The organism is Amycolatopsis sp. NPDC051758 (assembly GCF_044453095.1).
GTDB lineage: Bacteria > Actinomycetota > Actinomycetes > Mycobacteriales > Pseudonocardiaceae > Amycolatopsis.
The window spans coordinates 32,620-58,326 of record NZ_JBITCJ010000008.1 but is presented as its reverse complement, the minus strand read 5'-3'; the positions used below and the strand labels follow the sequence as shown (position 1 = coordinate 58,326).

28 protein-coding genes are annotated in these 25,707 nt (G+C 69.6%); 16 read left to right on the top strand and 12 right to left on the bottom strand.

Translation table 11 applies throughout. From position 1 onward, the window contains the following. Positions 1 to 304: 304 nt before the first annotated feature. From ACIA5G_RS33335 to ACIA5G_RS33320, 4 genes are all read right to left on the bottom strand, one after another. Positions 305 to 460 carry a hypothetical protein gene (locus ACIA5G_RS33335; protein ID WP_395930467.1) on the bottom strand — a complete coding sequence of 52 codons (156 nt, stop codon included), beginning with the start codon at positions 458 to 460 and terminating at the stop codon, positions 305 to 307. A gap of 116 nt (positions 461 to 576) precedes the next feature. Then, positions 577 to 1,695, bottom strand: a complete 1,119-nt coding sequence (locus ACIA5G_RS33330) for a Gfo/Idh/MocA family protein (protein WP_395930465.1) — start codon at positions 1,693 to 1,695, stop codon at positions 577 to 579. Further along, positions 1,688 to 2,080, bottom strand: coding sequence for an ester cyclase (locus ACIA5G_RS33325; RefSeq protein ID WP_395930463.1), 393 nt, complete (start codon positions 2,078 to 2,080; stop codon positions 1,688 to 1,690). The genes ACIA5G_RS33330 and ACIA5G_RS33325 overlap by 8 nt, the downstream gene beginning before the upstream one ends. Positions 2,081 to 2,203: 123 nt before the next feature. After that, a complete protein-coding gene (locus ACIA5G_RS33320; protein WP_395930461.1) occupies positions 2,204 to 2,809 on the bottom strand; it encodes a TetR/AcrR family transcriptional regulator in 606 nt (201 codons plus the stop codon). Positions 2,810 to 2,948: 139 nt separating this feature from the next. On the opposite strand from ACIA5G_RS33320, the gene ACIA5G_RS33315 reads away from it, so the two are divergent. Beyond that, a complete protein-coding gene (locus ACIA5G_RS33315) occupies positions 2,949 to 3,920 on the top strand; it encodes an aldo/keto reductase (protein WP_395930459.1) in 972 nt (323 codons plus the stop codon). 628 nt (positions 3,921 to 4,548) lie between these two features. Here the strand turns inward: ACIA5G_RS33315 and ACIA5G_RS33310 are convergent. After that, positions 4,549 to 5,328: an FAD-dependent oxidoreductase gene (locus ACIA5G_RS33310; RefSeq protein WP_395930457.1), complete on the bottom strand. Its 780-nt coding sequence runs from the start codon at positions 5,326 to 5,328 to the stop codon at positions 4,549 to 4,551. Between the two features lie 610 nt (positions 5,329 to 5,938). Here ACIA5G_RS33310 and ACIA5G_RS33305 point away from each other — a divergent pair. The 15 genes from ACIA5G_RS33305 (at position 5,939) to ACIA5G_RS33235 (ending at position 21,530) form a co-directional block, all read left to right on the top strand. Then, positions 5,939 to 6,550 carry a TetR/AcrR family transcriptional regulator gene (locus tag ACIA5G_RS33305; protein ID WP_395931334.1) on the top strand — a complete coding sequence of 204 codons (612 nt, stop codon included), beginning with the start codon at positions 5,939 to 5,941 and terminating at the stop codon, positions 6,548 to 6,550. Between the two features lie 165 nt (positions 6,551 to 6,715). Next, positions 6,716 to 7,300, top strand: a complete 585-nt coding sequence (locus ACIA5G_RS33300; RefSeq protein ID WP_395930455.1) for a flavin reductase family protein — start codon at positions 6,716 to 6,718, stop codon at positions 7,298 to 7,300. 68 nt (positions 7,301 to 7,368) lie between these two features. Next, positions 7,369 to 8,694 (top strand): acyl-CoA dehydrogenase family protein, encoded by a 1,326-nt coding sequence (locus ACIA5G_RS33295; RefSeq protein WP_395930453.1) that lies wholly within the window; start codon positions 7,369 to 7,371, stop codon positions 8,692 to 8,694. Then, complete coding sequence (locus tag ACIA5G_RS33290) at positions 8,691 to 9,206, top strand: nuclear transport factor 2 family protein (RefSeq protein ID WP_395930451.1); 516 nt, start codon at positions 8,691 to 8,693, stop codon at positions 9,204 to 9,206. The genes ACIA5G_RS33295 and ACIA5G_RS33290 overlap by 4 nt, the downstream gene beginning before the upstream one ends. Before the next feature lie 9 nt (positions 9,207 to 9,215). Beyond that, positions 9,216 to 9,872, top strand: a complete 657-nt coding sequence (locus ACIA5G_RS33285) for an NADPH-dependent FMN reductase (RefSeq protein WP_395930449.1) — start codon at positions 9,216 to 9,218, stop codon at positions 9,870 to 9,872. Then, complete coding sequence (locus ACIA5G_RS33280) at positions 9,869 to 11,200, top strand: acyl-CoA dehydrogenase family protein (RefSeq protein WP_395930447.1); 1,332 nt, start codon at positions 9,869 to 9,871, stop codon at positions 11,198 to 11,200. The genes ACIA5G_RS33285 and ACIA5G_RS33280 overlap by 4 nt, the downstream gene beginning before the upstream one ends. A 67-nt stretch (positions 11,201 to 11,267) precedes the next feature. Then, positions 11,268 to 12,626 carry an MFS transporter gene (locus ACIA5G_RS33275; RefSeq protein ID WP_395930445.1) on the top strand — a complete coding sequence of 453 codons (1,359 nt, stop codon included), beginning with the start codon at positions 11,268 to 11,270 and terminating at the stop codon, positions 12,624 to 12,626. Positions 12,627 to 12,639: 13 nt separating this feature from the next. Then, on the top strand, positions 12,640 to 13,509 hold the full coding sequence (locus ACIA5G_RS33270; RefSeq protein ID WP_395930443.1) for a fumarylacetoacetate hydrolase family protein: 870 nt from the start codon (positions 12,640 to 12,642) through the stop codon (positions 13,507 to 13,509). Between the two features lies 1 nt (position 13,510). Beyond that, positions 13,511 to 14,446, top strand: a complete 936-nt coding sequence (locus tag ACIA5G_RS33265; RefSeq protein ID WP_395930441.1) for a VOC family protein — start codon at positions 13,511 to 13,513, stop codon at positions 14,444 to 14,446. Then, complete coding sequence (locus tag ACIA5G_RS33260; protein ID WP_395930439.1) at positions 14,443 to 16,407, top strand: acetoacetate--CoA ligase; 1,965 nt, start codon at positions 14,443 to 14,445, stop codon at positions 16,405 to 16,407. Before ACIA5G_RS33265 ends, ACIA5G_RS33260 begins: the two co-directional genes overlap by 4 nt. Further along, positions 16,404 to 17,234: a nuclear transport factor 2 family protein gene (locus tag ACIA5G_RS33255; protein ID WP_395930437.1), complete on the top strand. Its 831-nt coding sequence runs from the start codon at positions 16,404 to 16,406 to the stop codon at positions 17,232 to 17,234. Before ACIA5G_RS33260 ends, ACIA5G_RS33255 begins: the two co-directional genes overlap by 4 nt. Then, positions 17,231 to 18,337, top strand: a complete 1,107-nt coding sequence (locus tag ACIA5G_RS33250) for an FAD-dependent monooxygenase (RefSeq protein ID WP_395930435.1) — start codon at positions 17,231 to 17,233, stop codon at positions 18,335 to 18,337. The genes ACIA5G_RS33255 and ACIA5G_RS33250 overlap by 4 nt, the downstream gene beginning before the upstream one ends. Position 18,338: 1 nt before the next feature. Then, positions 18,339 to 18,938: a 3,4-dihydroxy-2-butanone-4-phosphate synthase gene (locus tag ACIA5G_RS33245; protein ID WP_395930433.1), complete on the top strand. Its 600-nt coding sequence runs from the start codon at positions 18,339 to 18,341 to the stop codon at positions 18,936 to 18,938. 66 nt (positions 18,939 to 19,004) lie between these two features. Next, complete coding sequence (locus tag ACIA5G_RS33240; protein WP_395930431.1) at positions 19,005 to 20,951, top strand: pentapeptide repeat-containing protein; 1,947 nt, start codon at positions 19,005 to 19,007, stop codon at positions 20,949 to 20,951. Positions 20,952 to 21,230: 279 nt separating this feature from the next. Next, a complete protein-coding gene (locus tag ACIA5G_RS33235) occupies positions 21,231 to 21,530 on the top strand; it encodes a hypothetical protein (protein ID WP_395930429.1) in 300 nt (99 codons plus the stop codon). Here the strand turns inward: ACIA5G_RS33235 and ACIA5G_RS33230 are convergent. The 7 genes from ACIA5G_RS33230 to ACIA5G_RS33200 all read right to left on the bottom strand — a co-directional run bounded on the left by ACIA5G_RS33230 (position 21,510) and on the right by ACIA5G_RS33200 (position 25,633). Then, positions 21,510 to 21,803, bottom strand: coding sequence for a hypothetical protein (locus tag ACIA5G_RS33230; RefSeq protein ID WP_395930427.1), 294 nt, complete (start codon positions 21,801 to 21,803; stop codon positions 21,510 to 21,512). The two genes, ACIA5G_RS33235 and ACIA5G_RS33230, sit on opposite strands and share 21 nt — an antisense overlap. Positions 21,804 to 21,829: 26 nt before the next feature. Continuing rightward, positions 21,830 to 22,303 (bottom strand): hypothetical protein, encoded by a 474-nt coding sequence (locus ACIA5G_RS33225; RefSeq protein WP_395930425.1) that lies wholly within the window; start codon positions 22,301 to 22,303, stop codon positions 21,830 to 21,832. Beyond that, positions 22,300 to 22,734, bottom strand: coding sequence for a DUF6292 family protein (locus tag ACIA5G_RS33220; protein ID WP_395930423.1), 435 nt, complete (start codon positions 22,732 to 22,734; stop codon positions 22,300 to 22,302). The genes ACIA5G_RS33225 and ACIA5G_RS33220 overlap by 4 nt, the downstream gene beginning before the upstream one ends. 79 nt (positions 22,735 to 22,813) lie before the next feature. Next, positions 22,814 to 23,248 (bottom strand): Hsp20/alpha crystallin family protein, encoded by a 435-nt coding sequence (locus ACIA5G_RS33215; RefSeq protein WP_395930421.1) that lies wholly within the window; start codon positions 23,246 to 23,248, stop codon positions 22,814 to 22,816. A gap of 182 nt (positions 23,249 to 23,430) precedes the next feature. After that, positions 23,431 to 24,606, bottom strand: coding sequence for a hypothetical protein (locus tag ACIA5G_RS33210; protein ID WP_395930419.1), 1,176 nt, complete (start codon positions 24,604 to 24,606; stop codon positions 23,431 to 23,433). 122 nt (positions 24,607 to 24,728) lie between these two features. Beyond that, a complete protein-coding gene (locus tag ACIA5G_RS33205) occupies positions 24,729 to 24,854 on the bottom strand; it encodes a hypothetical protein (RefSeq protein ID WP_395930417.1) in 126 nt (41 codons plus the stop codon). Between the two features lie 50 nt (positions 24,855 to 24,904). Then, the gene (locus tag ACIA5G_RS33200; protein WP_395930415.1) at positions 24,905 to 25,633 is read right to left on the bottom strand and encodes a VOC family protein; all 729 of its coding nucleotides are present in this window, start codon (positions 25,631 to 25,633) and stop codon (positions 24,905 to 24,907) included. Positions 25,634 to 25,707 lie beyond the last annotated feature (74 nt).

Here is a 25,707-nt window from a genome sequence, read left to right as displayed (position 1 = left end):
AAGCCGGCTCGGACAACGATGACGAGATCTGTTGGCGATGGTGTCCACGCGGCCGCTTCAGCTGGGGGAAGGGTCGTGAATCCACTTCGGCGATGATGCGTGACGGCGGGGTACTCAGCGTCGCCATTGGAAGCTTCCGCGACGGACACCGATCGATCCGCTTTGTGCCGAAGATCGCTGGAAGGGCCAGATAGTTTGACCCCCTGGCGCGTCCCTGGGCACGGCGTCGCGACAAGTGGACGGCGTAGCGACGAAGGACGTCTGGTCCGTATTGGACAGTCACGTGTCTCGTTTCCTGTTGCCTCTACGTGTAGTTCATACGGGTCGCTGAACCCGATGGTGATGCTGATCCACTGCCGAGGCCGTGTTGGCTGCCGGTCTGGGTGTCGGCGTCGTACTGGGCGATGGCGACCATCAGCGTGGTCATGGCCAGGACCGCGTTGGCGAGCGAGTACCCCATTCAGGCCCCCTGGTGATCGGCGGCGAAGCGGGTGGCGAGCGCGGACGTGAACGCCATCGTCGGCCTCGTGTCCGACGAGTCCCGGACTCACCGGGTAACTCCCAGGTCATGCACCCTCAACTACTGCGCACAAGGTCGTCGGGGCGGAGGGTTTGTCGTTGGCCTGTGGCGGCGGACCGTACGATCGCGTCAAGGAGTCGGTGGCGCTTGACGGCGTGGGTGAAGTCCGGGGCGACAGCCGTTCCGTGGATGAGGTCGTCCCGGATCGCGGCGTAGGCGTGCGCCAGCGTGTGGATCACTGTTCCGGCCAGGCCGGGATAGTCGTCGTAGCCGCTGGGCAGCGTGAGCTTCGCAGGCCGGCCGCCGCTTCGGGTGCCACGCACGGTGACCGGACCGAGGTGCGGGAACTCGGCGGCGGTGATCTCGAGTCTCCCCTCCGTGCCGTCGATGGTCAGGGAGAACCCTGCACCCGATGCCGCGCCTCCCCGGTGGTGGGCGGACAGGATCGCCCCGCCCGCCACGGTGCCCGAGATCGCGATCTGGTCCTCGGCGGTCATCGGAACGACCTGCCCGGTGCGCCCGAGGGGAACCTGGCGGCGCCGGGTCGCGGTCGTGGCAACCACTTCCCGAAGCTCGCCGACGACCATCGACACCAGGTCGATCGCGTGTCCGAACGGGATGGTCAGCATCGTGGCCCCGAGCTTGCGGTCGAGTGTGTAGACCATGTTCTGAGACACCGGCGTGCCCCATTCGGTCGAAGACGCCACGACGGTGGCGGAGAGCACTTCCCCCACGAATCCTTCGGACACGAGGCCGGCCAGCCAGCGGAAGATGGGCGAGGAGCGTCCCTGAAGACCGACGAAGGTGCGCGTCGTCCCGGCGGCACGCTCCATCTCCCCGGCCTCGTGCAAGTCGACGGCGAGCGGCCACTCGGAGAGCACCGGCACTCCGGCCTTCAGCACGGGCAACACGAGTTCGCGATGCTGAGGCACTTTGACGGCGACAACAACGAGGTCGACGTTCTCGTCGCCGGCGAGCTGCTCGACCGAGGTGTACGCGGGTACGCCATACGCCGCTCCCGCGGCCTGGGCCGAGGCTTCGGAGCTCGCCGCCAGCGCGCGAAGCTCGATCCCGTCGACGGCGCTCAGCGCGGGCAGATGAGCCCCGGCCGCCCAGCCTCCCGTGGCGCTCAAGCCGACGATGCCGACGCCGATCGGCTTACGGAGGTCAGGCACCGAGCTGCCGCTTCAGGGTCTCGGCGTCGTGCAGGGCGGTCATGTGCACGAACCGCCCTGCACGAACCTGATAGATGGCGTACTCGACGATCTCGAACGAGGCGCCGGTGGGAGCCACGCCGAGCCACTCCTTGGCGGGCGTGCCCGTGTTGGTCAGCCGGGCGGCCATGCGATCACCATCGACCGCGATCTCCCGGGGCTCCCAATGGAAGTCGGGGACCGCGTCGATGTCACCGTTCAGCACGGCGATGACCTGGTCCCGGGTGCCCGGCTCGCCGTTCAGGGTGGTCTCGTTGTTGATGAACTCATCCATGCGGTGGATCTCGTGGGCGTTGAGCGCCCCGATGTAGCGCAGGTAGAACTCGCGCAGGTCGGTGTCGGACATGATCCCCTTCTTCGGCACAGAGCTGTTCGGAACTTCTGTTCCGAACGGTACCGAAGTCTGGCTGCATCGTCACGGCCCTCATGCAGGAGGAGGTCTCACCGGGGCTAGCGAAGGGCGTAGCCGCTACGCTGGCCAGCCGAGCAATGCCGTATCGACGATCTCGTCGAGCTCGGCAGGACCGAGGCCGTTGGCGGCCTGCACGGCGATGCCGAAACCCATCGTCATGATGAACTGAGCAAGACGCCGAGGGTCGGCGTCGCGCGGAAGATCACCCTCGTCGACGGCGCGCCGGAAGCGCTCCTCGAGGTGGACCCCCGCGTCGTTGCGCCAGTCGACAAGCAGGTCGTGGACGGCCCGACTCTCGTCGCTCGACGCCAGCGCACCCTGCACGGTCAGGCATCCGGAGGGGCCGTCGGGAGGGGTCGTGGTGCGGACCGCTCCGCGGAGGAACGCCACGGCCACGGCCCGTGCGGTGGGCTCCTCCAGGGCGCGCGTGGCGTAGGCGGCCGGCCCCGCGCCGTAGCGCTGGAGGGCCTTGCGGAACAACTGTTCCTTGTTGCCGAAGGCCGCGTACATGCTCGTCTTGGTGATCCCCATGGCGCCGGTCAGTTCGGCGAGGCTGGCACCTTCGTAACCGCGCGCCCAGAACACCCGCATCGCGCGTTCCAGCGCCTGGTCGATGTCGAATGCTCGGGGCCGGCCCATGACGGCCCTGCGGGAGTCATCCATGCCACAAGTGTACCCCTCGGTACAGATATGTACTGACCAGCAGCTTTACTCCGAACGCGGAGTTCCGTACCGATCGGTCTTGATGTGCTAGAGTTCTGCACCGAACGGTACTTAACTGATGTGAAGGGAAATCCGCGCCATGAAAATCGTCTCGCTCGGGAGCCTCGAGGTCTCCCGGATCGGCCTGGGAGCCATGGGAATGTCGGCGTTCTACACCGGCGCCGGCCAGTTCGACGACGAGTCGATCCGCACGATCCACCGCGCGCTCGACCTCGGGATCACCCACATCGACACCGCTGAGGGGTACGGCCCCTTCGTCAACGAGGAGCTGGTCGGCCGGGCCGTGCGGGGGCACCGGGACGAGGTCGTGCTGGCGACCAAGTTCGGACTGATCTCCCACACCGGCGGCTCGGCTGCGGACAGCAGCCCGGCCAACATCCGCCTGGCCGTGGAGGGATCACTCAAGCGCCTGGATACCGACCACATCGACCTCTACTACCAGCACCGGGTGGACCCCGGCACGCCCATCGAAGAGACCGTTGGCGCGCTGGCCGAACTGGTGGCCGAAGGCAAGATCCGCCACATCGGCCTGTCGGAAGCCGGCCCCACCACGATCCGCCGTGCGCACGCCGTGCATCCGGTCGCCGCGGTCCAGTCCGAATACTCGCTGTGGACCCGCGACCCGGAGGCCGAGATCCTGCCCGTCCTGCGCGAACTGGGTATCGGCTTCGTGCCGTACTCCCCGCTTGGCCGCGGCTTCCTGACCGGCAACATCCGCTCCCTGAACGATCTTGACACCGACGACTGGCGCCGCACCAACCACCGCTTCGCCGACGGCAACCTGGAACGCAACCTGCGAATCGTCGACGAGGTCCGTGCCGTAGCCGCCGAGATCGACACCACGCCCGCGCAGGTCGCCTTGGCCTGGCTGCTCGCCCAGGGTGACAACATCGCGCCCATCCCCGGCACCAAGCGAGTCGGCCGGCTGGAGGAGAACGCCGCCGCCGACCACATCGAGCTCACTGCCGGCCACGTCGCCCGCCTGAACGACCTGCCCCCGGCCTCCGGCGAGCGTTACGACGCGGACAACATGGCCGCCATCGACCGCTGATCGAAGACGTACCCTCACGCACGCTGTGGGTCGGCATCCGGGCGAAGAGCGCCGCATTCCCGATCGTGGCAACAAAACTTGCGGGTGGCGGTGGGCCCGACGAGAGTCTCGCACACCTCCTGGCGCGGAGGCGTCAGGCAGCCATGGGCCGCGACCCATGGCTGCAGCTCCTCGATGCGTTCGGTTTCAGTGCGATCGGACATCGACAGACTCTGAGTCGCAGCGTGCACGAAAGCTGCCGGTTATCTCTTCGGACGCCAACCTGACCGCCGAGCTCGTCCGGTTGAGCCGTCGTCCAGCGTGTTCGGCTGTTCCGCGGATGCGGGGTTCCTCGGGTCCTATGCGTCGGCGCGGTTTGGCGCCGCAGCGCGCTTGCCGGGGCTCAGGCGTGCGGCGTGGTCGGCACGTCATGCGGCTGTCAAGCGGCACCGTCCGTGGTGGCGGGGATGGGGATCAAGGCTCGGCGCCACATCGGGGGGCGTTGTGCCGCCGAGCCAGGACTGGCGATGATCGGGACGGCCGGGCTGCGGCGTCCGCAATGACGTCTGGCGCTTGAGATCACCGGGACGAGTGACTCGCGGACCTGGAACCTGCAAGGCATCCGGCGTTCCCCGGCAGTCCGTGTCCGTCATGCCCGATCGTCGGTGTCGTGTGGTCGGTGCCGGCCCGGTCGTGTGGGAAGTAGCGCTTGCGTGACTCGGGTGTCGCCGGAGAAACTTCCGTGACGGTCGACGCCCAGCTCGTCGGCCGCCGCGATCATCCGGGTCATCAGCGCGTTACCATTCGTCCGCAGGTACGCGCGTTGGTGCAGCAGGGTTTCCGGCCAGGTCCGGGTGAGCTTGCGCGCCGCGTACGCGAAGGCTTTGCCGTTCTGGTTCGCCTTGAGGAGCATCGCGATGTCCATCCCGATCTCCGGCATGTATCCGAAGACCGTGTAGGACTGCAGGTACGGCTGCACCCGCAGCCGGTTGCGGCCCAGCATCCGGGCGTCGGCCGCCCGCACCGTCACCGCGCGGCCGGACACCCTCGCGCCCGGAATCTCCCTCCGGTAGTCCGGCGCCTTCTCGGGGTACTGGAACACGATTCCCGCGTCGTCGGCGAAGAACCGCATCGCCTCCGGCACCTCATCGAGGAACGCCTTCACCTTCTCCGGGGCGTACCGATCGCCCGCCAGGTGCTTGAGGTAGGACTCGGTGTCCGCGCGGGTGTCGCCCTCGCGCATTCCCTGCTCGTTTCCGGGAACCCACAACCAGCCACCCGAAATGGCCGTCGTGCCGCCGAGGTACGGCTCCTTCTCGACGACCACCACGCTGTGCCCGTCGTGAGCTGCCCTCAGCGCCGCGGCGATTCCCGCGGCACCTGATCCGATGACCAGGACGTCACAGTTCGCGATCACCTTGTCGGACACGGTCATCCCCGGCGGGGCCTTGGCGCAGGGGGCGGGTCTTTCAACAGCAGGGTGAGAAGTGCGACCCACTCGTCCGCCAAGCCAGGCGATTACGTTGACGATGAGGCGCTCGAAGTCATCGCCGAGGTAGACGTCGCTGCCGTAGCAGTCGGCGATCGTCAGACACCCCGTCCTGCCCGCGCGACGTCCGCATCGGCCTGGCAGTCGACTCGATATGCGGCGCCGGCGGCGCATCGAGGACGAGGTCCTGAAGGCTCGCACCCTCGACAACGAGATCAAGACCGCTGCGCCGGACCGGCGGGTGATCTGGCTGTGCACGAGATGAAACCCTGACCCGCAACGCCGCGGAACTGACGGCCCCCTCCGCCCAGCTTCAAAGCAGCGAGGGTGCAGCTGGAATTGCTCACCAGGCCACTGATCGGGATCTACGACCCGGACGGCATGGCTTCATGCCCGAAGGGGGCGCACACGCGCCTATCCAGTCCCAGGGGGCGCCAGAACGAGGCATCGGACGCTCGCCACGTCGTCCGGCGCCACGTCGGCCGCCAGTGGGTCGGCTGTGTGGGTGGGAGGTATTGTCGTAGCCGGGACGGGAAGGGGCGGTCGGGTGATGTCGTCAGCTACCGGATCGACGCGGCGCCTCTCGGTGGGGCGCGAGCGCGAGATCTACGACGCCGTCATCGAGCTCCTTCGCGAGGATGGCTACCAAGGGATGACCTTGCCGGCGGTTGCCGCGCGGGCACGGTGCAGCACTGCCACGATCTATCGTCAATGGCAGGGCAAGGTGGGGCTGGTCGTCGCCGCGCTGGCCAGCCGTCGCCCCAGGCTGCCGGCCGACGCGGATGTCGACACCGGTTCCCTCCGGGGAGACCTGCAGGTGTTCGTGCGACAGCTTCCGGACGTGGCATCGGGGGAGACCGAACTGATGGCGGCGCTCGCGCATGCCGCCATCCGAGACGACGATGTGGCCAAGGCGATGCGTGAAGAGGTCGCCGCGCCGGTCGGCGCGATGATCGAGCGCATCTTGGATCGTGCCGTCACTCGCGGCGAGATCGCGCCGGACAACCGGGCAAGGGGCTACTGCCAGCACATGATGATGTCGATCGCGATGTCGCGGCAGATCATCGAGGGTGTAGGCCCGGACGAGGTGTACTTCGGCGGCTTCATCGACTCCGTCCTCATTCCCGCGCTGACGGAAGGCGCGCCCCAACGCCGCGCGTAGTTCTCGCGCGATGAGTGGTCCCGGCCACGGTGGCCGGGACCCTTTGCTTTGCCCTGCTGACGAGCGCGAGGGGTCCATTGCTTGCACTTCGCCGGAGGAGAGGCGTAACGTCACCATCGAAACGAAGTTGTTTCGTTTCGATGGTGAGGCTTCGGAGGTCCGACGATGACCACTCGTATCGCAGATACGACTGCCGGCGGAGAACCGCGCGCCGGCCGGTCCGCGGCGCCGGGGTGGCCGGCCGCGCACGCGGGGATCGGCGGCGACGACTTCCGCACGCTGATGCGCCATCATCCGACCGGGGTCGCCTTGATCACGGCCGATCCGGGCGACGGACCCGTCGCACTGACGGCCACGAGCCTCGTGTCCCTGAGTGCGGACCCACCTCTGATCGCATTCTCGCTTTCCGAGTTGTCTTCGGCGACCCCGTCGCTACGTCGCTCTTCGACCTTCGTCATCCACCTCCTCTCTGAAGAGGAGCTTGAGTTGGCGCGGCTCGGTGCGACCAGCGGCGTCGACCGCTTCGCGGATTCGTCGTCGTGGGCGCGGCTGGAGACCGGCGAGCCGTACTTCGTGCGGCCGTCCGTGCGAATGCGTGCGCAGGCCGCGAACAGCCTGTCCGCAGGGACGTCCGTGCTCGTCGTGGCGCACGTCCTCGACGCCGTGATGGCGGTCTCGCCCCAGCGGAAGCCACTCGTCTACTTGGGACGGACGTGGTTCGCCTTCGGTGATGACGCGAAGGTCGGCTGACGTTCGCCTTCCCGGCCGGAGACCGACCTCATCCCCAACTGATCAATGATCGAAATGATGGTGATTCGATGAGCACGTCACCCCCGCCACCCACGGTTCCGGCCGCACCGGTGGCCTCCCCGTGGATCAGCGACGAAGGGCGGCGGATCCGCGACCGGGTGCGGGAACTGATCCCGCTCATCCGGTCCCAGGCCCGCGAGGGGGAGCGGATCTCGGCGCTCACCCCCGACGTGCTCGACGCCCTCGACGACGCCGGTGTCTTCCGCATGTCCATGCCCGTCGAGTGGGGCGGGTACGGGCTGGGCGCACGGGATCTGATCGAGGTCGTCAGCGTGCTCGGCGAGGGCGACGGCTCCGCCGGGTGGGCCGGTTTTGTCGGTGTGGGTTTGAAGAACCTCCTCGCCATGGATCCGCAAGTGGTCGAGGAGGTGCGCGCCGACGCGGAAGGCTGGGTCGGGCCGGCCGTCGTGGGCGCTTCGGTGTACGCGACCAAGGTCGGTGCGGCCCGCGCCGTCAACGGCGGCTGGCTGGTGCGGGGCCGCTGGGCGTTCGGCAGCGGCTGCAAGCACGCGCAGTGGGCGCTGGCCGGAGTCGCGTTCGACCCCGCCGAATCCGGACCGGGCTCCGGCCGCGGGGTGGTCGTGCTCCGCCGGGAGCAGTACGAGATCCTCGACGACTGGGACGTCATGGGCCTGTCGGGAACGGCCAGCAACAGTCTTCGCGTGCCGGATGAGGTGTTCGTCCCGGCCCACCGCTTCCTCGATCTCGCCGAATTTCCCGTGCGGATGCAGGAATTACGCAACCGCTACACGGGTGCCGGGTTCGCGCAGCGCGGTCAGGCGTCGCTGCTGTGCGCGGCGCTGGTGAACATCGCGATCGCCTTGGGGATGGCGCGGGGCGCGCTCGGCTGCTTCGCCGAGCAGGCGGTCAAGCGCAAGCCGTTCAGCCTTCCCTATCCCACGATCGGCGACATGGCGTCGGCACAGGTTGCGGCGGGCAAGGCCTTGGCGATGATCAACCTCGCCGCCGCGACGATCGAGGGCACGGCCGACCAGATCGACGCGCGGACGGCGGCGGGACTCGACTTCACCCACGAGGAAGACTCGGAGATCAGTCTCTCCCTCGCGTACGCCGCGAACCTGTGCGAAGAAGCGATCAGCCTGCTGCAGAAGACGATCGGCTCGTCCACGGTGAGCCTGTCGAACCCGATCCAGCGGTTCGTCCGGGACGTCCGCGTGCTCACCTCGCACGGCGCGATCCGCGTCGACCCGCTGGCCGAGCAGAACGGGCGCCGCGTTCTGGGCCTGCCCCCCTTCGCGATGTTCGGCAGCGCCGTCCCCGAACGCCGTGCCTCGACGGACCCGTCTCAAGACAAGGAACCCATCCGCGCATGAACGACTTCAGCATCATCGACGGCGTCGCGCAGATCCACGATCCCGCGCTGTACGAGACCTGGCTCGACCGCGAGGACTACAAGGCCGCCGTCGCCGCCGCCGACACGCCCGAGCGGACCGCCGTCAAGCGTCTGCTGGTCGATTTCGAGGCAGACCTCGCGCGCATGGTGCGCGACGAAACGGTCCAGGAGAACGTCGCCGACGTGATGAACCGGTACATCGTGGAGGACTACGTCCAGCACGACCCGAACGCGCCCGGCCACGGCCGGGACAACATCATCGAGCACTTCCGCAACGTGCCGACCGGCAACGGAACGCCACCACCCGTGGTGAGCGTCGTCCTGGACGGCGAACTGGCCTGCGTCATGATGCAGGCGCCGACGCCGGATCCGGCGAACCCCGGCGAGATCTACGACTGGTACATCGTGACGGTCTTCCGCGTACGCGAGGGAAAACTCGTCGAGCACTGGAGCGCCTTCCGCAAGATGGCAGCGCCGCTGCCGGGAAATTGAGAGGCGACCATGGCCCGGTTGCAGATCGTCGTCGGCAGCACCCGTCCCGGGCGCGCCGCGCTTCCCATCGCCCAGTGGACATTCGACCGCGCGGTGGCGCACGGCGGGTTCGAGGTGGAGCTGGTCGATCTCGAAGACTATGCCCTGCCGGTGCTCGACGAGCCCCGCCACCCGCGGATGGGGCGGTACGAGCACGAGCACACCAAGCGATGGAGTGCCAAGATCGCCGACGGCGACGCCTTCGTGTTCGTCACACCCGAGTACAACTACGGGCCGTCGGTGAGCCTGCTGAACGCGTTCGACTACCTGAGCGGTGAGTGGCAGTACAAGCCGGTGGGTTTCGTGAGCTACGGGGGCCTGTCCGGTGGCCTGCGGTCGGTTCAGGTCATGAAGCAGGTCGTCACGACCGTGAAGATGATGCCGGTGCCCGAAGGCGTCGCGATCCCCATGGTGATGCACCACCTGGGGGACAACGGGTTCACGTCGACGCCGATCATCGACGCCGCCGTGCCGGTCATGCTGGACGAGCTGCTCCGGTGGGCCGGAGCGCTCGAGGACTTGCGGCACAACCCGCCGCCACCTCCGCTGCCGCCCATGCCGCCACCGGGTGCGCCGCTGAACGTGTTTCCGGCGATGCCGAAGGACCGCGAAGGAGAGCTGACATGACCATGACATCGCCGAAGCTGAGCAGGTTCGCCGAGTCGCCTTACCTCACCGAGGAGGGGCGGCGCATGCGTGAGGCGGTATGCGCCGCTTCGCCGGACCTGGCCGAACGCGCCCGGGCGGGGGAGGAGCTGGGCGTGCTCGCGCCGGAGACGGTCTCGGTGCTGCACGAGATCGGCGTCTTCCGCATCACCATTCCGGTAGAGCTGGGAGGGTTCGCGCTCGGCGCGCGCGACACCGCGGAGGTCGTGCGGGCCCTCGGCCGCGTCGACGCATCGGCCGGCTGGACGGTCATCGTCTCCAGCGCTTCCCGCAGCGGGCTCGCCATGGGCGACAAGGTACGGGACGAGATCTTCGCGGACGCCGGGACCTGGCCGGGGCCGTTGATGTTCGGCGCCACCGTCTTCTCCCCGAAGGTCGGCGATGGGCGCAAGGTCGACGGCGGCTGGATGGTGAAGGGTCGCTGGGCGTTCGGCAGCGGCTGCAAGATCGCGCGGTGGGGCACGGTCGGCTTCGAGTACGAGGATCCCGGTACCGGGGAAAAGCGCCGGGCGATGGGACTGCTGTCGCGTGAGCAGTACACGATCGTCGACGACTGGCACGTCATGGGCATGATCGCCACGTCGAGCAACAGCGTGCAAGCCGACGGAGAGGTGTTCGTCCCCGAATACCGGGTCGTGCACACCGCGGACATGCCCGCGCGCATGGACGCCCTCCGCGGCACGTACCGGGGAACCGGGTTCAAGCACTCCGCGATCGGGACCATGGTCGCCACGACCACGGCGTTCGCTGCCCTCGCCCTGGGCATGACCGAGGGCGCGCTCGAGGCCTTCGTCGAGCAGGCCGCGAAACGGGCGCCGTTCAACCTGCCGTATCCGACCATGGCCGACATGGCGTCGACGCAGGTCGTGGCGGGGAAGGCGCGGGCCGTCGTCAACACCGCGGCCGCGGTCATCGAACGCCAGGCCGACGAGATCGACCGGCGCGCGCTGGCGGGCGAGGACTTCCACCCGTGGGAGGAACCGGAGATCACGATGGATCTGGTCCACCAGATCCACCAGTGCCTCCACACGATCGACGGCCTGCAGCTGGCCCTGGGCTCCTCCACCGTCAGCCTGGCCAACCCGATCCAGCGCTTCGTCCGGGACGTGCATGTGCTGGCGACCCACGGTGCGTTCCGGATCGACCCGATGGCCGAGATCAACGGCCGGGACATCTTCGGGATGGAGCCGTTGCCGATGATCGCCGCGCTCGGTTCGCCGCCTCCCGCGAAGGCGCCTCCGCACCCGGCTGACGGCACCATGCCGGCTTCGATGGCACGCCCTGCGTGAACCGGTTCTACCCGACTGACTCGTCGCGCCAACGGGGCCGCGACGCATCCGCAACGAAGGATTTCCCATGGCCACTTCCGTGCCGGCGGGCGACATCGTCCCGTCTTCGTCCGAAGCAGGATGGCGGTCCTACTTCGTCGACCTCTGGCAGGCACCACAGAGAGCCAAGGCGGCGCTGGCCGGTTGCTTGCTCCTGATGGTGGTGAGTCCCTCCGGCCTTTCAGCGATGACGACGTTCGTCGTGCCGGCGGCTGCACACTCGGCGGGTGTCGCGGTTCCCGACGCCATTCTGGTGTTCGTCACGATCCCGCTGCTGATCGGGCCGATCGTCCTACCCGTCGCGGGCCGCTGGGTGGATCGACGAGGTGCACGCCGGATCGCGGTCCCCGCTGCCGTCGCCTACGCCGTGCTGACGGCCCTCGTGCCGCTGTGCGGATTCAGTGTGCCGCTGCTGGCGGTCGTTCTGGTCTTGGCGGCGGTGTTCGGCTTCATGACCACGCTCAGCGTGGTCTTCAAGGTGATCTCGACCTGGCTACCGGGACACAAGGGCATCGGATTCGCGCTCATCGGCGTCGTCTCCAGCCTCGCCTCGGCCGTGTTCTCCCCCCTTTTCGCATGGTTGATCAACGGCGACGCGGCGGCGGGGTCGACCGGCCTCGGCTGGCGGGGGACCTACCTCCTCGTGGCCGCGGTGATCGCGCTCGTGGGCATCCCGAGTGCGGTCTTCCTGATCTCGGAGCCGACGGCGCAACGGATGACGATGCCGGCGCGGCCCGGAAAAGCGCTGCCAGGTCTTCCGGGTGTCCCGCTGCACAAGGCGGTACGGACCCGCACGTGGATCTTCATTGCGCTCTTCCTCGCGTTCGCGGCGGCAGGCCCGATGGGAGTGCGGCAGAACGCGGTCGGCTTCTTCGGTGAGCGCGGATTCACCCCGGCGACGATCTCGGTGTCGCTGTCCGCGCTGTTCATCGCCTCCATCGCCGGGCTCCTCCTGGGCGGGCTGATCCTGGACCGGACCCACCGACCCTGGGTGGTGGCCCCGATCATGGCGGCGGTGCCGGCCGGGCTCGTGCTCGCATTCGTCAACCACGGCTCGACGCCGCTGCTGTTCGCCGCGATGATCCTCCTCGGCTTCGCCACCGGTGCGGAGTCGTCGCTGGGGCCGTACCTGATAGCTCGGTACTTCGGCCTCGTCTCCTTCGCGCAGCTACAGGGACTGACCCTGGCAATCTCCACCTTGTCGCTCGGCCTGTCGCCCTACCTGATCGGCGCCGGGCAGGTGGCGACCGGGAGCTACCTGGTGCCGGTGATCGTCCTCACCGTGCTGACGGCGATCGGTGTGGTCCTCGCTGCTCTGCTGCCGAAGTTCCCGCCGCACTGGAAGACCGGCTCGGTGCACGCCGAGACGCAAACCTCTCCATCCTGAACAGGAGCAGAACGTGAAGATTGCCCGTTACGAAGGCCGGTTGACCGCGCTGGTGGACGGCGGCGGCATCAACGTCGCGGAGGCGACGGGGGGCCGGTTCGGCACCGACGCGCTGGACGCGCTCGAGCACTGGGACGAGCTGACCGAGGCGGTCGCCGCGGTGCGCGGGCCGGTACGGCCGATCGATCCGGCCCGGCTGGGGGCGCCGGTGCCGTTGCCTCGGCAGGTGTTCGGCATCGGCCTCAACTACCGCGATCACGCCGCCGAGTCCGGTCTCACGGAACTGCCGCCGTCCCCGACGGTGTTCACGAAGTTCCCGGTGTGCGTCACCGGCCCCGAGGCGACGGTGGCGCTACCCAGCGCCGGGGTGGACTACGAGGCCGAGCTGGTGGTCGTGATCGGCCGACGGGCCGAGCACGTCGCCGAGCACGACGCGTGGGACCACGTAGCCGGGCTGATGGTGGGTCAGGACCTGTCCGAACGGGCGGTGCAGCTCGCCGGCCCCGTGCCCCAGTTCTCGCTGGGCAAGTCCTTTCCGGGGTTCGGGCCGACTGGCCCCGCCATCGTCTCACCCGACGAGTTCGCCGACCCCGACGCCCTCCAGCTCGGCTGCTCGGTGGGTGAAGAGGTGCTGCAGGCCGGCACCACGAAGGACCTGATCTTCCCCGTGCCCGAGCTGGTCGCGCGGCTGTCACGGGTGTGCCCACTGTTGCCGGGGGACCTGGTCTTCACCGGCACCCCGGCCGGAGTCGGCCTGAGTCACACCCCGCCCCGCTTCCTGCGCCCCGGCGAGACGCTGACCACCTTCGTCGAGTCGGCCGGGACGATCCACACGACCTTCACCGCCGGCGCCGGCTTCGACGACGCCGCCACGGAGGAATGACATGGCACTGCACGGACTCCGGGACATCACCATCGGGGTGCCCGACGTGGCGTCCACTGTGGACTACTACCGCGACTTCGGGCTCAGCCTCTCCACGCCCGGCGACGGCTGCGCTGCGGGACTGTCGACCGTGGATGGTGGTGAGCAGCTCAAGCTCGTCACGGCCCCGCGACGCGGACTCCGGTCGCTCACCGTCGGCGCGGACGACCCCGACGACCTCGACCGCATCGCCGCCTCGCTGACCCGGCTCGGCGTCCGTTCCCTTCGTCAGGAGACGGCGCTGAGCACCGCGGACCCGGCGACCGGCGTCGAAGTTCGGCTGGAGGTCGCGTCCCGGCCGGACGTGGCGAGGACCCCGGCACCGGGGTACAACGCGCCCGGACACGTCGTGCGCGCCACCCGTCGCGCCCCGGGGGTGCTGCGAGACAGCGCGGTGCGGCCCCGGAAACTCGGCCACGTCGTGTTCGGCTCCACCGACCAGCCCACCACCGAGCGGTTCTTCACCGAGGGGCTCGGGTTCAAGGTCAGCGATCGGATCCCTGGTGCCGCGGCGTTCCTGCGCTGTTCCACCGACCACCACAACGTGCTCGTCCAGCAGGCGCCGGTGCCGCTGCTGCACCACACGTCGTGGCAGGTCGACGACGTGGACGAGGTGGGGCGCGGCGCGACCGCGATGCTGGCCAAGGACCCGGCGCGGCACGTGTGGGGCCTGGGCCGCCACCACATCGGTTCGAACTTCTTCTGGTACCTCAAGGATCCGGCGGGCACCTTCAGCGAGTACTACTCCGACATGGACTGCGTCGTCGACGACCAGCTCTGGACGCCCGAGGACTGGACCGACGCCCGTGCCCTCTACAGCTGGGGGCCGCCGCCACCGCCGTCGTTCCTCGAACCCGAAGACCTGGCCGAACTGATGGTCGGCGTGCACGGCCGATGAGTGAACCGCTGTACACGCTGCCGCCGGCGCTGCGGCAGGAGACCCGAGCCGCCGGCTACCTCGGCTGGCTGCGCGAGAACCGCGGCCTGGCGTTGCCCGGCTGGGACGAGCTGTGGCGGTGGTCGGTCACCGATCTCGAAGGTTTCTGGGGGTCGCTGTGGGACTACTTCGGCGTCCGGTCGCGGGCACCGTACGAGCGGGTGCTGGCCGACGCGCGGATGCCCGGCGCCGTCTGGTTCCCCGGCGCCCGCCTCAACTACGCCGAGCACTGCCTCGACGGCGAGGAGGACGACGGCCCGGCGGTACTGGCCTATTCGCAGACGCGGGCGCCGATCCGGCTCACCCGTGCCGATCTGCGCGATCAGGTGGCCCGCGCGCGAGCGGGGCTGCGAGGGCTCGGTGTCGGCAAGGGCGACCGGGTCGTCGCCTACCTGCCCAATATCCCCGAAACGATCGTCGCGTACCTCGCCACCGCGAGCCTGGGCGCGGTCTGGGCCGCCTGCGCGCCGGAGTTCGGCGCACCGAGCGTGCTCGACCGGTTCGGCCAGCTCGAACCGAAAGTCCTGCTCACCGTCAGCAGCTACACCTATGGCGAGAAGCCAATCGACCGGCGGGCGGAGGTGGCGCTGATCCGTGACGGCCTGCCGGGCGTCGAGCACGTCGTGGACGTCCACTACGGACCCGACGAACTGCCGGACGCGCTCGCCTGGGACGACCTGCTCGCCGAACCGGGACCGCTGGAGTTCGAGCCGGTCCCGTTCGACCACCCGCTGTGCGTGCTGTTCTCCTCCGGCACCACCGGCAAACCCAAGGCGATCGTGCACGGCCACGGTGGGATCCTCCTCGAACACCTCAAAAGCCTGGCCCTGCACTGGGACCTGCGGGCCGGTGACCGCATGCTGTGGTTCACCACCACGGCCTGGATGATGTGGCAGGTCCTGGTGTCCTGCCTGCTCGTGCGCGCCTCGATCGTGCTGCTGGACGGCAACCCGCTGCACCCGGACCTGCGGCACCAGTGGCGAATGGCCGAGCTGGCTCGTGCCACCCATTTCGGTTCCAGCCCCGGCTATCTCATGGCCTGCCGGAAGGAGGGCGTGCGGCCGGGCGAAGAGTTCGACCTGGCCGCCCTCCGGCACCTCCCCGTGGCCGGCAGCCCCCTGCCGGCCGAGGGATTCCGCTGGATTCACGAACAGCTCGGCGACACCGTGCTGCTCAACGTCGGCAGCGGCGGCACCGACGTGTGCACCGGGCTCGTCCAGGGCTCACCCCTGCAACCGGTGTGGGCCGGCCAGATGTCCGGGCCCGCGCTGGGCGTCCACGCCCAGTCCTTCGACCCCCAGGGCCACGCGGTGGTCGGCGAGCTGGGCGAACTGGTCGTCACCGCCCCGATGCCGTCCATGCCGGTCGGGCTCTGGGGCGACGATCCCGGCGGAAGCCGCTACCGCGCCACCTATTTCGACACCTATCCGGGCGTGTGGCGGCACGGCGACTGGGTCCGCTTCTCTTCGGCCGGGAGTTGTGTGATCACCGGCCGGTCCGACGCCACCCTCAACCGCGGCGGCGTGCGGCTGGGCACCGCGGAGTTCTACCGCGTCGTCGAGGAGCTGCCCGAGATCGACGACAGCCTCGTCGTCCACCTCGAGGATTCCGCGGGCGGGCCCGGCGAGCTGCTGCTGTTCGTCGTCACCCGGCAGCCGCTGGACGGTGCCCTGCGCGCCAACCTGAAGGCCACTATCCGGTCGGCGTTGTCGCCCCGGCATGTGCCGGACACCATCGAAGCCGTACCCGCGATCCCGTACAACCGCACCGGGAAGAAGCTCGAAATCCCCGTCAAACACCTCCTGCGGGGCGCGGCCCCGGACACGGTCGCCGCGCCGGGCTCGCTCAGTGACCCCACCGCGCTCGACGCGTTCTCCGGCTTCGCCCGGCGGGCACCGGCACCCGAGAGGACGCGTTCGTGAACCCCGCCAAGAAACTGGTCCTGGACTTCTTCGACGCCGCGGTGGCCGACATCGGCGCAACGAATGACTTCGTTGCCACCGACCTGGTCCAGCACGGTTCCGGCCTGCCGGGCACCGCCTCGGCGTTGCCCGAGTTCATCCGCCGTGCTTCCGGGGCGGGCAAAGCCGAGCTGCTGGATCCCGTGTTCGTCATCGCCGAGAACGACCTGGTGACGACGTGCTACTACCTCCCGCAACCCGATCCGCGCCATCCCGGCTCGACCTATCAGTACTACTCCTTCGACACGTATCGCGTTCGCGACGGCCGGATCGCCGAGCACTGGCCTTCCTCCGACAAAGCCGCGCCACCCCTGCGGATTCCGGACCCCGGCGTAGCGCGCTGGGCCGCGGCCGACCTTTCGCCGGAGCCGCACGACCTGGCCGCCGGCAAACGCCTCGTGCTGGAGTTCTGCCGCCGCGTCTTCGACGCCCACGACCCGGACGCCGTCGCGGAGTTCCTGGCCGAGGACTACCGGCAGCACGCGAGCCACGCCCTGCCCGGCCGGGACGGCGTAGCCCAGTTCGTCCGGGATACGTTCCCCGGCGGCCCGATTCCGGCTCCGGCCGAAATTTCCGTTCCACCGTCGGTCGTCGTCGCCGAGGCCGACCTCGTCGTGATCGCCGGGCTGCTTCCCCAGCCCGAGCCGGGCCTCGGCGGAACGACCTACCCGTACTACGTCTACGACGCCTACCGGGTGCGCGGCGGCATGCTCGCCGAGCACTGGAGCGGCGTGAACATCGCCGCCCCACCGGTACACGGTCCCGAAATCGTCAAGGAGCAAGGATGAGTTCACCAGAGTCGCTGCCCATCGCGATCGTGGGCGCCGGGATCGGCGGCTTGGCCGCGGCCGTCGCCCTGCACGCGGAAGGCATCCCGGTGCAGGTGTACGAACAGGCGTCCACCAAACGGGAGCGCGGGGCGGCGATCGGCCTGCGCTCCAGCACCGTGCGGATTCTCCACGGCTGGGGACTCGACCCCGGGTACGAGCCGTGCGTGTTCCGGTTCGACACGATCCGCCTGCTGCGAGGCGACACCGGCGAGAAGCACGGGGAGATCGTGCTCGCAGACCCCGGCGGTGAACCCGGCCAGAACTGGCACGAGAGCATCCGGCGGGGCGACCTGCACCGCCTGCTGGCCGCGCGGGTGCCGGCGGAGTCGGTGCGGTTGTCCGCGAAGTGCGAGGCCGTGCTCGATCACGGCGACCACGTGGAACTCCGGTTCGCGGACGGCAGTTCGGCTCGCGCTCTCGCCGCCATCGGTGCCGACGGGATCCACTCCCGGATCCGGCGGATGCTGGGCCCGGACGAGGCCGTGTACTCCGGGTTGCGGAGCTTTCCCGGGATCGTGCCCGCGGGCCGCGTCCAGGATCTGATTCCGGAGGCCCGCGCGCTGATGTGGGAGCGGGCGGAGGCACGCTCGTTCTTCGTGATGATGCCGGTGGAGCAGGGCAGGTATCTGGGCTTCGACGCGGTGCTGCCATCGGACGAGCCCGGTGGGGAGACGTGGCGCGACACGGTCTCCCGTGACGAGCTGGCGAAGCGCCTGGACGGCTTCAACCCGGTTGTTCCCGAGCTCGTGCGCCGGGTGGAGGAGACCGAGGTCATCGCCTTCAGCATGTACGACCGGGACCCGATCGAGCGGTGGACGCAGAACCGCGTCACGCTGCTCGGGGACGCGGCCCATCCGATGCTGCCGTCCGAAGGGCAGGGCGCCAACCTCGCCATCCAGGACGCAGTCGCACTGGCCGAGCACCTGCGCGGAGCCGGGCCCGGCGACATCCCGGCGGCGCTGCGGCACTACAGCGACGTCCGCGCCCCGTTCGCCGCCGAGATCCAGCGCAAGTCCCGCGAACTGTCGCCGTTCGTGCGGTTGCAGCCCGAGAGCGATTGACGTGGCCGCCCGCTCCCGGGTGGGTCACGCCCTCGGCACCGTCGAGCTCGGTCAGCCCACGGTGCTCACCGCGGCCGGCGAGGGTGTGCTCGTGCTCACGGCCGAGGCCGCCACGGCGTCCCGGATCGCCTTCTTCGTCCGGCATACGTCGGGATTCCTCACCGTCGCGCTGACCGGAGACGACTGCGACCGGCTCCAGCTCCCACCCATGCCGGCGACGAGCTGGGTCCGGTCCGGCGTCGACCAGTGCGTGGCGGTCGACGCCGCGCACGGGGTGAGCACAGGAATTTCGGCCAGCGACCGCGCCCGCACGATCACTCTGCTGGCCGACCCGTCCACCGGCCCGGCCGACCTGCGCCGGCCCGGCCATGTCGTGCCGATCCGTGCTCGTGAGAACGGCATCGCAACACCGGCGGACGCCGCCGTGGCGCTGTCGCGGCTTGCGGGACGGCGCCCGGCCGCTGTCTTGGCCCACGTCATCAACGCCTGCGGCGACACGGCCACGGGCGGCGAGATCACGGCGTTCGCCACCGACCACGGCCTGGCGATGATGTCCGTCGACGAGATCCGCGAGGAGTTCGGGCCGCGGTCATCGGAGTAACCACGGGGTTCCTCGTCGTGCCCTGATCGAGCCCCGGCGATGGCCGGGGACCGCCATGATGAGCGGGTGAGCACGCAGCCGCCCATTCCGGATCTGCTCGACCCCGTCCCGCCGCCGGATTCCCCACCGCAATCGCTCCTGGTGTACCGGCCGCCCGTGACACCGCCGGAAGAGCTGCCCGTGCTCTCCCACCGGGCGATGGCCTGGGCGGCCGTCGCGCTGGTCGTGCTCGGTGTCGGGCTGGCCGTCGGGCTGCTCGTCGCGTTCGGCGGCGGCGGGCACTCCGACCAGCTGGACGCCATCAAGACAGCCGGCACGATCGTGGTCGGCACCGGGGGTGCGGCGGCCCTGTGGCTGACCGCGCGCCGGCAGCGGACCTCGGAATTGAGCCTGAATCAGGTCCGCGCGGCCCACGCGGCCACCGTCGCCGACGCTGAGGCCCGCAGGATCACCGACCTGTACGGCAAGGCGGCCGACCAGCTCGGCTCGCCGCAGGCCCCGGCGCGGTTGGCCGGGCTGTACGCGCTGGAGCGGCTCGCGCAGGACAACCCCGCCCAGCGGCAGACCATCGTCGACCTGCTGTGTGCCTACCTGCGGATGCCGTACAACCCACCGCGGCGCGAACCGGCGGCGCGGCCGACGGCCCGGCCGTCGGGGGTGCCGCGGCCGCTGCTGGGCGGCGCGGCCCGGCAACGCGCCTCGGTGCGGCTCGCCCCGCCCGCGCCCCGTGCCGGCACCCCGGCCGCCATGGCGACGGACGCGGAGGCGGAGTATCAGGTCCGGCGGACCGCGCAGGCGATCTTGTTCCGCCACCTCATGTACGGCGCCAAGGATGAGCCGGTCGGCACGTTCTGGGCGGACATCAGCCTGGACCTCACCGGTGCCGTGCTCGGGCCGGCCAACCTGATCGGCTGCCGCGTCGTCGCCGTCGACTTCACCGGCGTCACCTTCACCGGTGACGTGTGGTTCGGCGGGACGCGCTTCGGGCTGAGCGCCGTGTTCACCGGGGCGCGGTTCATGGGCGAAGCCAGCTTCAGCCATGCGCGGTTCGACCACGACGCCAGGTTCGGGCGGGTGACCTTCGATGGCTATGCCCGCTTCGACGACGCCGATTTCGGCGGGAGCGCGAAGTTCGACTGGGCGGACTTCCGCTCGTCCGTGGTGTTCACCGGAGCGAAGTTCTCGCAAGAGGGGTCCTTCGTGGGTGCGCGGTTCGGGGACCGAGCCGAGTTCGACAAGGCGCGCTTCGTCCGGGGGCGGTTCGCCGGCGCCCAGTTCGCCGGCAACGTCTACTTCACCCACGCGAAGTTCAGCGCTTACGCCAGTTTCAAGGAGGTTCGGTTCGCCGGCGCGTTCACTCGGTTCGGCAGCGCCACGCTCGCCTCGTCGGACTTTTCCGCCGCCGAATTCGGCCGCAACACCGACTTCACTGAGACCCGGTTCACCGGCGACGCTGTGTTCAACATGGCGAAGTTCCCTGGAGGAGTGGAGTTCGTCCGGACGGAGTTCGACGGCGTCAACTTCGACGGCACGCGGTTCGCGCAGTTCGCGGTGTTCACGGAGGCGAAGTTCGATGGCGTGACGAGGTTCTACGAATGCCACTTCGGCAATTGGGTCAAGTTCGAGCGCACCCGGTTCGCCGCGGACGTGTGGTTCGAGAACACGAAATTTGCCGACCGGGCCTGGTTCCGGGAGGCGGAGTTCGGCGGATCGACGCGGTTCCTCGATACGCGCTTCGGCGATGTCGGCGGGTTCGTCCACGCGCGCTTCGACGGTGAAGTCGTCTTCGACGACGTGCGCTTCGACGGCCCGGTCGGGTTCGCCGGCGCGCGCTTCGCGCAGCCGCCCGAGATCGCGCGGGTGTGGGTCCGCCTGGGCGGGCACAAGCGGAAGCTGAAGGTGGACAGCATCTGGCCGCCTGGGACGGTGATCCGGGTGCCCGGCGAGGCCGGCCGTCTTCCCGAGGGATGGGGAGTGCTGGAGCTCGAGTCGGAGGAGGGCGCCGCTGAGTAGGAGAGGAGGCACGGGCGACGTGCGGGCTGCTCAGCGCGCTGCTGAGCCTGTTCGTGCTGCGCAAGGTCGAGGAATCCCCGGAGTTCCGAGCGAAACAGCGTGCGCCGGTGGCGTTCCGGGAGCTGGTTCGCGGCCGGGGCAAGAAGATCCTCGCGCTCAACATCGCGATGGCCGCCGGTGGTGGTGCGCAGTACTACCTGACGTCCGGGTACCTGCCCACCCTGCGCAGCGAGGTGGTCGGGATCCCGGCCGGCCGGCGCGGCGCTGCTGTGCGTCGTCATGGTGATGCTGTCCAACGCCGCGTACTCGCCGCTGATGATCTTCCTCAACGAGCAGTACCCGACCGAACTGCGGGCCAGGGGCACCGCGGTGAGCTGGAACCTCGGCTTCATGCTCGGCGGGCTGATGCCGACCCTGGTGAGCCTGCTCAGCCCGGAACTGTCGGACGTCCCCTCACGGCTCGCGATCTTCTTGGTGGGCGCGACCTTGGTGTTCATCATCGCGCTCCTGGCAGGCCCGGAAACCCGGGGTGCGCTCGATCGCGAGCGCACCGCTCGGCTAGGTGTGCAGGGCAGGTGACCGGGGCTCCGGGCCCACCGGCGGGTTCGTCCCGGTGACGGCGGCGAGGATGGCGTCGGGGTCCAGGTACGGGTCCCACATCTCGGTGCCGACGAGGTGAGCCAGCTTCCGGCGCCGGTGTTGTTCGGTGTCGGTGAGCGCGACATCTGTTGAGCGGCCTTGCTTGATCGTGTGCACCGCCCGGGTCACCAGCACGACTTCTTGCCGGGTGACACCGATTTCGGCGGCCGCCGCGAGAATCCTCTCTGCCGCCTCGTGCGCGGACTTGGTCATGTCGTTCTCCGTGGTGATCGCGGATGTCAGGCGGCGGCGAGGCTTTCCTCGCGGACCGCGGGCTCCGGTTCCTCGGCGAGGATGTGCTCGACCCGGGCGAGGTAGTCGTCGATCGCCCGCAGGCGGGCGGCGGTGCGTCGCTCGGCCGTCGTGGCGTGCCGCAGGATGGCTGCGGCGCGTTCGCGCGCGGTGGCGACGATGGTGTCGGCCTCGGCGCGGGCGAGCTCGAGCAAACGCTGGACACGGTCGCCGACGGCCGCTGGGTCGGCCGGGGCGCGGACGACGCGGTCGAGGCGGGCGCGCAGGTCACCCGCCTCGACGCGGGTGTTTTCGAGGAGCCGGGCGAGGGTTTCGGCTTCGGTGAGCGCGGCGTCGCGGTCGAGAGTCAGGAGCCGGATTTCGTCGTGCAGGTCGGCGAGGTGCTCGTCGACCTGCACACGGTCGTATCCGCGCACGGCGAGGGCAAAACTGACCGGCAGCGGCAAGGCTGGCGAGTTCACGCTGGTCTCCGGCCGGACAGGATGGCCTGCAGTTCGGTGAGGGTGCCGGCGGTGCGGATGACGGGCGGGTCGAGGCGGCCGACGTGGTGGTCGTCCTCGCGCAGCGCCGTCATGAACCGCGTGATGGCCTCGGGTGCCGGAGTGACGGTGGTGCCGCCGAGATAACGAAGGACGATGAGGTCTTCGCCGGAGTGGGTTTCGATGGCGGCGGCCCAGCCGCGGACCTCGTCCCACAGCAGGGCGACGTCGCGATCCGGGTAGCCGGGCAGGTGTTCGTCGAGGGCGACGTAGGCGGAAACCGGGCTGTCGTGGTCGACGGTGCAGGACTCGAGACCGACGCCGAGGGTGGTGGTCACGTCGGCGAGGTAGCTCTGCAGTGCGGTGAAGGCCGGGTGGGGGTGGCCGGTCGGGGTGTACAGCGATGCGGTCACGGGTGGAGATGCCTTTCTGGGACAGCGGACCGGGCAGGACCGGCTCGGGGTTGCCGGTCCTGCCCGGACAGCGGGGCCGTCAGGCCTGGATTTCCTTCCGGTCGGTGGTGCCGGTGATCTTGATGCGCCGGGGCTTGGCCTTCTCGGCGATCGGGATGCGCAGGGTCAGCACCCCGGCTTCGTAGTCGGCGGCGATGCGGTCGGTGTCGAGGGTGTCGCCGAGGAACAGCTGGCGGGAGAACACGCCGAGTGGCCGTTCCGAGACCTGCATCTGCACGTCGTCACCGCCGGGTGCGGGCCGTCGTTCCGCCTTGACGGTGAGGACGTTGCGTTCGACGTCGAGCTCGATGGCGTCGGGAGTGATGCCGGGCAGGTCGAAGCAGGCGACGAACTCGTCGCCGGCGCGGTAGGCGTCCATGGGCATCGTGGCCGGCTTCGACCAGGTTCCGGGGCCGCCGAAGACCTGCTGGGCGAAGCGGTCCAGCTCACGGAAGGGGTCGGTGCGCATCAACATCGGGTTCCACCTCCGGATTCGTTGATCTGTGGTGTCAACACGCTCCACTGTTCTAACATGTCATCGAAGTGATGACAAGTAGGTGGTCATCGAAAAGATGACATGTGGTGAAGAGGCTCGTTCCCTCGCGCACGGTGGTTGTATAACGCCCTATTCGCTCCGGGATCGATCGTGTCGCGTGGTCAGGACTGGATGGACGTCGCGGTGTTCGGTTGGAGGGTGAGGTAGACCGCGCGTACCGCGAGGGTGCGTTCGATCTCGTCGATGATCGGGGCGAAGAACTGTTTGCGGTGCTCGGTGTCGCTCATCGAGGTGACCGCGAAGTACATGCTGCCGAATCCGGCGAGCAGGGTGGCGTTGCGCAGCAGGGCGACCGGGACGCCGGGGAGCAGCGGTGAGATCGCCGGTGTTGCGCCGATCCACTGTTCGGCTGCGGCGGGGGTCACGATGATCACGCCGAGGAGGACGAAGAAGGCGAACGAGGCGAGGCCGATGACCGCGGCTTGGACGAGCTGGCGGGTGGCCAGCATCAGCAGCAAGTTGCGTTTCTGGCGGCCGTTGAGGCTGACCGCGTGGATGGGTCCGTCGATGGTGACGGCGGCGAGTGGGGTGCCGGCGCAGGCGGCGGTCAGCATGGGTGGGCTGAAGTCCTGCTCGACGCGGCCGATCTCCTCGCGGAGGCGGGCGGCCGCGGCGAGGACGGTGACCGCGCCGAAGAGGGCGACGACCAGGGCGAGGCGCCACCAGGCGAGCTGGTTCATCAGCTGCCACAGCTCGCCGGTGAAGAAGAGGAACAGGGTGACGAAGAGCAGGACCGGCAGGGCCCGGCCGAGGACTTGCACGCTGTTGCGGAGGTCGGTGATCGCTTGCCGGACGGCTTGACGCACGAGGGTGCCGACGCCGTAGGTGGTGGCCAGGTAGGTGGCCGCGAAGACGGCGGCGAAGAACACGAGGAACGCGAGAACGCCCAGCGCGCGGGCGCCCGGGAGGGTGATGTCGCCGTCGACGGCGAGCTGCAGCAGCGGGACGGCGACCGGCATCACGGCGTAGGTGATCAGGATGGCGATCGTCGCGGCGCGGGAGAAGCGGGGCAGGCGCCGGACGAACAGCGAGATCGTCACCCAGGCCGCGATGGTCACCGCGACGACGATGCCGAGCAGCACCCAGCGGCCCGAGCCGGCGGTCTTGAGCGGGACCAGCCAGGCGAGGCTCGCGAGCGTGACGAACACGAGCGCTGGCAGCATGCGGGGCAGGACGTGCTCGGTGAAGCCGTACCCGGCGATCATCGTCGGGGTCCCGCGCCGGAGGAACCAGCGTTCGGTCCGCTGGACTCGCGCCCGAGGTGAGGAGGTCGGCATGAGGAGATGATTCCTGGCGGCTCCGGTCCGGGCCCGCTCGGCCCGGGCTACCTCGCCGGCGCGGTCCTCCCCAGGTGCTCAGCGCGCGCGGCTGGGCAGCCGGGGGACAGTGATCGATAGTTCTACGCCGTCTCCTCCACGGGGGCCGGAACCGGGCAGTAGGCGGCGAGCAGGACGCCGAAGGTGAAGCTGCCGATGATGGTCGCGGCGACCAGCGGCGGGATGGCGCCGCCGAGTACGCCGTCCAACCCGCAGAACAGGGCTCAGGTTGCCGCGAAGGTGCTTCGCGGACTCAGGCTCACCCACGCAGCCCCGTGGTGTCGTGACCGGCCGGCCGCACGCAGAACTCGGTGCCGTCCGGATCCGCCAGCACGGCGGTGCCGTCGTTGCGGGTGTCGAGCCGGGCGGCGCCGAGGGAGATCAACGCGTCGACCGCCGCTCGCTGGTCGCCGTCCGCCGGGAGCAGTTCGAAGCGCTGCCGGTTCGGCGCCTCGGGCGTGCCGTCCCATGCGTCCCAGGCGATTTTCGTGCCGCCGCGGGGTGACTGGATCGCGGTCTGCTCGCCCCGGTCCCACACCAGGGGCCAGCCCAGCGCCTCGCTCCAGAACCGGCCGACCTGCCGGGTGCCGGCACAGGTGAGCTCGCCCAGCGGGCCGCACCCGGCGAGGTAGCTGTTGCCCGGCTCGATCACGCAGAACTCGTAGCCTGCCGGGTCGGCCAGGACGACGTGCGTCTCCTCGGCGCGCTGCCCGACATCGACGTGGCGGCCACCGAGCCTGATCGCCGTGGCCACCGTGTGCCGCTGGTCGTCGAGGTCGGCGCTGGTCAGGTGCAGGTGCATCCGGTTCGCGCCGAGCCGGCCGGCGCGGCCCGGGACGAACCGCAGGCCGAGCTGGGCGTCCCCGCCCGGGAGCAGCACACCGCCGGCGTCCTCGACGACCTCCCGGCCGAGCAGGCCGGCCCAGAAGTGCGCCGGTTCAGCCGGGTCGTCCGCCTCGAAGGCCACCGCCAGCAGTCGCGAATGCATCACCGCAACGTAGACACCGCCTCCGTGGGGCGGCAACGCAATATCGAACCGCGCGTCAGGATCGCGGCCGCCCG

Excerpts from the sequence above, each read along its gene's own strand:
- ACIA5G_RS33335 (WP_395930467.1), bottom strand. The coding sequence starts at position 460 with ATGGGGTACTCGCTCGCCAACGCGGTCCTGGCCATGACCACGCTGATG.
- ACIA5G_RS33325 (WP_395930463.1), bottom strand. The coding sequence starts at position 2,080 with ATGTCCGACACCGACCTGCGCGAGTTCTACCTGCGCTACATCGGGGCG.
- ACIA5G_RS33320 (WP_395930461.1), bottom strand. The coding sequence starts at position 2,809 with ATGGATGACTCCCGCAGGGCCGTCATGGGCCGGCCCCGAGCATTCGAC.
- ACIA5G_RS33315 (WP_395930459.1), top strand. The coding sequence starts at position 2,949 with ATGAAAATCGTCTCGCTCGGGAGCCTCGAGGTCTCCCGGATCGGCCTG.
- ACIA5G_RS33305 (WP_395931334.1), top strand. The coding sequence starts at position 5,939 with ATGTCGTCAGCTACCGGATCGACGCGGCGCCTCTCGGTGGGGCGCGAG.
- ACIA5G_RS33300 (WP_395930455.1), top strand. The coding sequence starts at position 6,716 with ATGACCACTCGTATCGCAGATACGACTGCCGGCGGAGAACCGCGCGCC.
- ACIA5G_RS33295 (WP_395930453.1), top strand. The coding sequence starts at position 7,369 with ATGAGCACGTCACCCCCGCCACCCACGGTTCCGGCCGCACCGGTGGCC.
- ACIA5G_RS33290 (WP_395930451.1), top strand. The coding sequence starts at position 8,691 with ATGAACGACTTCAGCATCATCGACGGCGTCGCGCAGATCCACGATCCC.
- ACIA5G_RS33285 (WP_395930449.1), top strand. The coding sequence starts at position 9,216 with ATGGCCCGGTTGCAGATCGTCGTCGGCAGCACCCGTCCCGGGCGCGCC.
- ACIA5G_RS33280 (WP_395930447.1), top strand. The coding sequence starts at position 9,869 with ATGACCATGACATCGCCGAAGCTGAGCAGGTTCGCCGAGTCGCCTTAC.
- ACIA5G_RS33275 (WP_395930445.1), top strand. The coding sequence starts at position 11,268 with ATGGCCACTTCCGTGCCGGCGGGCGACATCGTCCCGTCTTCGTCCGAA.
- ACIA5G_RS33265 (WP_395930441.1), top strand. The coding sequence starts at position 13,511 with ATGGCACTGCACGGACTCCGGGACATCACCATCGGGGTGCCCGACGTG.
- ACIA5G_RS33260 (WP_395930439.1), top strand. The coding sequence starts at position 14,443 with ATGAGTGAACCGCTGTACACGCTGCCGCCGGCGCTGCGGCAGGAGACC.
- ACIA5G_RS33250 (WP_395930435.1), top strand. The coding sequence starts at position 17,231 with ATGAGTTCACCAGAGTCGCTGCCCATCGCGATCGTGGGCGCCGGGATC.
- ACIA5G_RS33235 (WP_395930429.1), top strand. The coding sequence starts at position 21,231 with ATGGTGATGCTGTCCAACGCCGCGTACTCGCCGCTGATGATCTTCCTC.
- ACIA5G_RS33230 (WP_395930427.1), bottom strand. The coding sequence starts at position 21,803 with ATGACCAAGTCCGCGCACGAGGCGGCAGAGAGGATTCTCGCGGCGGCC.
- ACIA5G_RS33215 (WP_395930421.1), bottom strand. The coding sequence starts at position 23,248 with ATGTTGATGCGCACCGACCCCTTCCGTGAGCTGGACCGCTTCGCCCAG.
- ACIA5G_RS33210 (WP_395930419.1), bottom strand. The coding sequence starts at position 24,606 with ATGCCGACCTCCTCACCTCGGGCGCGAGTCCAGCGGACCGAACGCTGG.
- ACIA5G_RS33200 (WP_395930415.1), bottom strand. The coding sequence starts at position 25,633 with ATGCATTCGCGACTGCTGGCGGTGGCCTTCGAGGCGGACGACCCGGCT.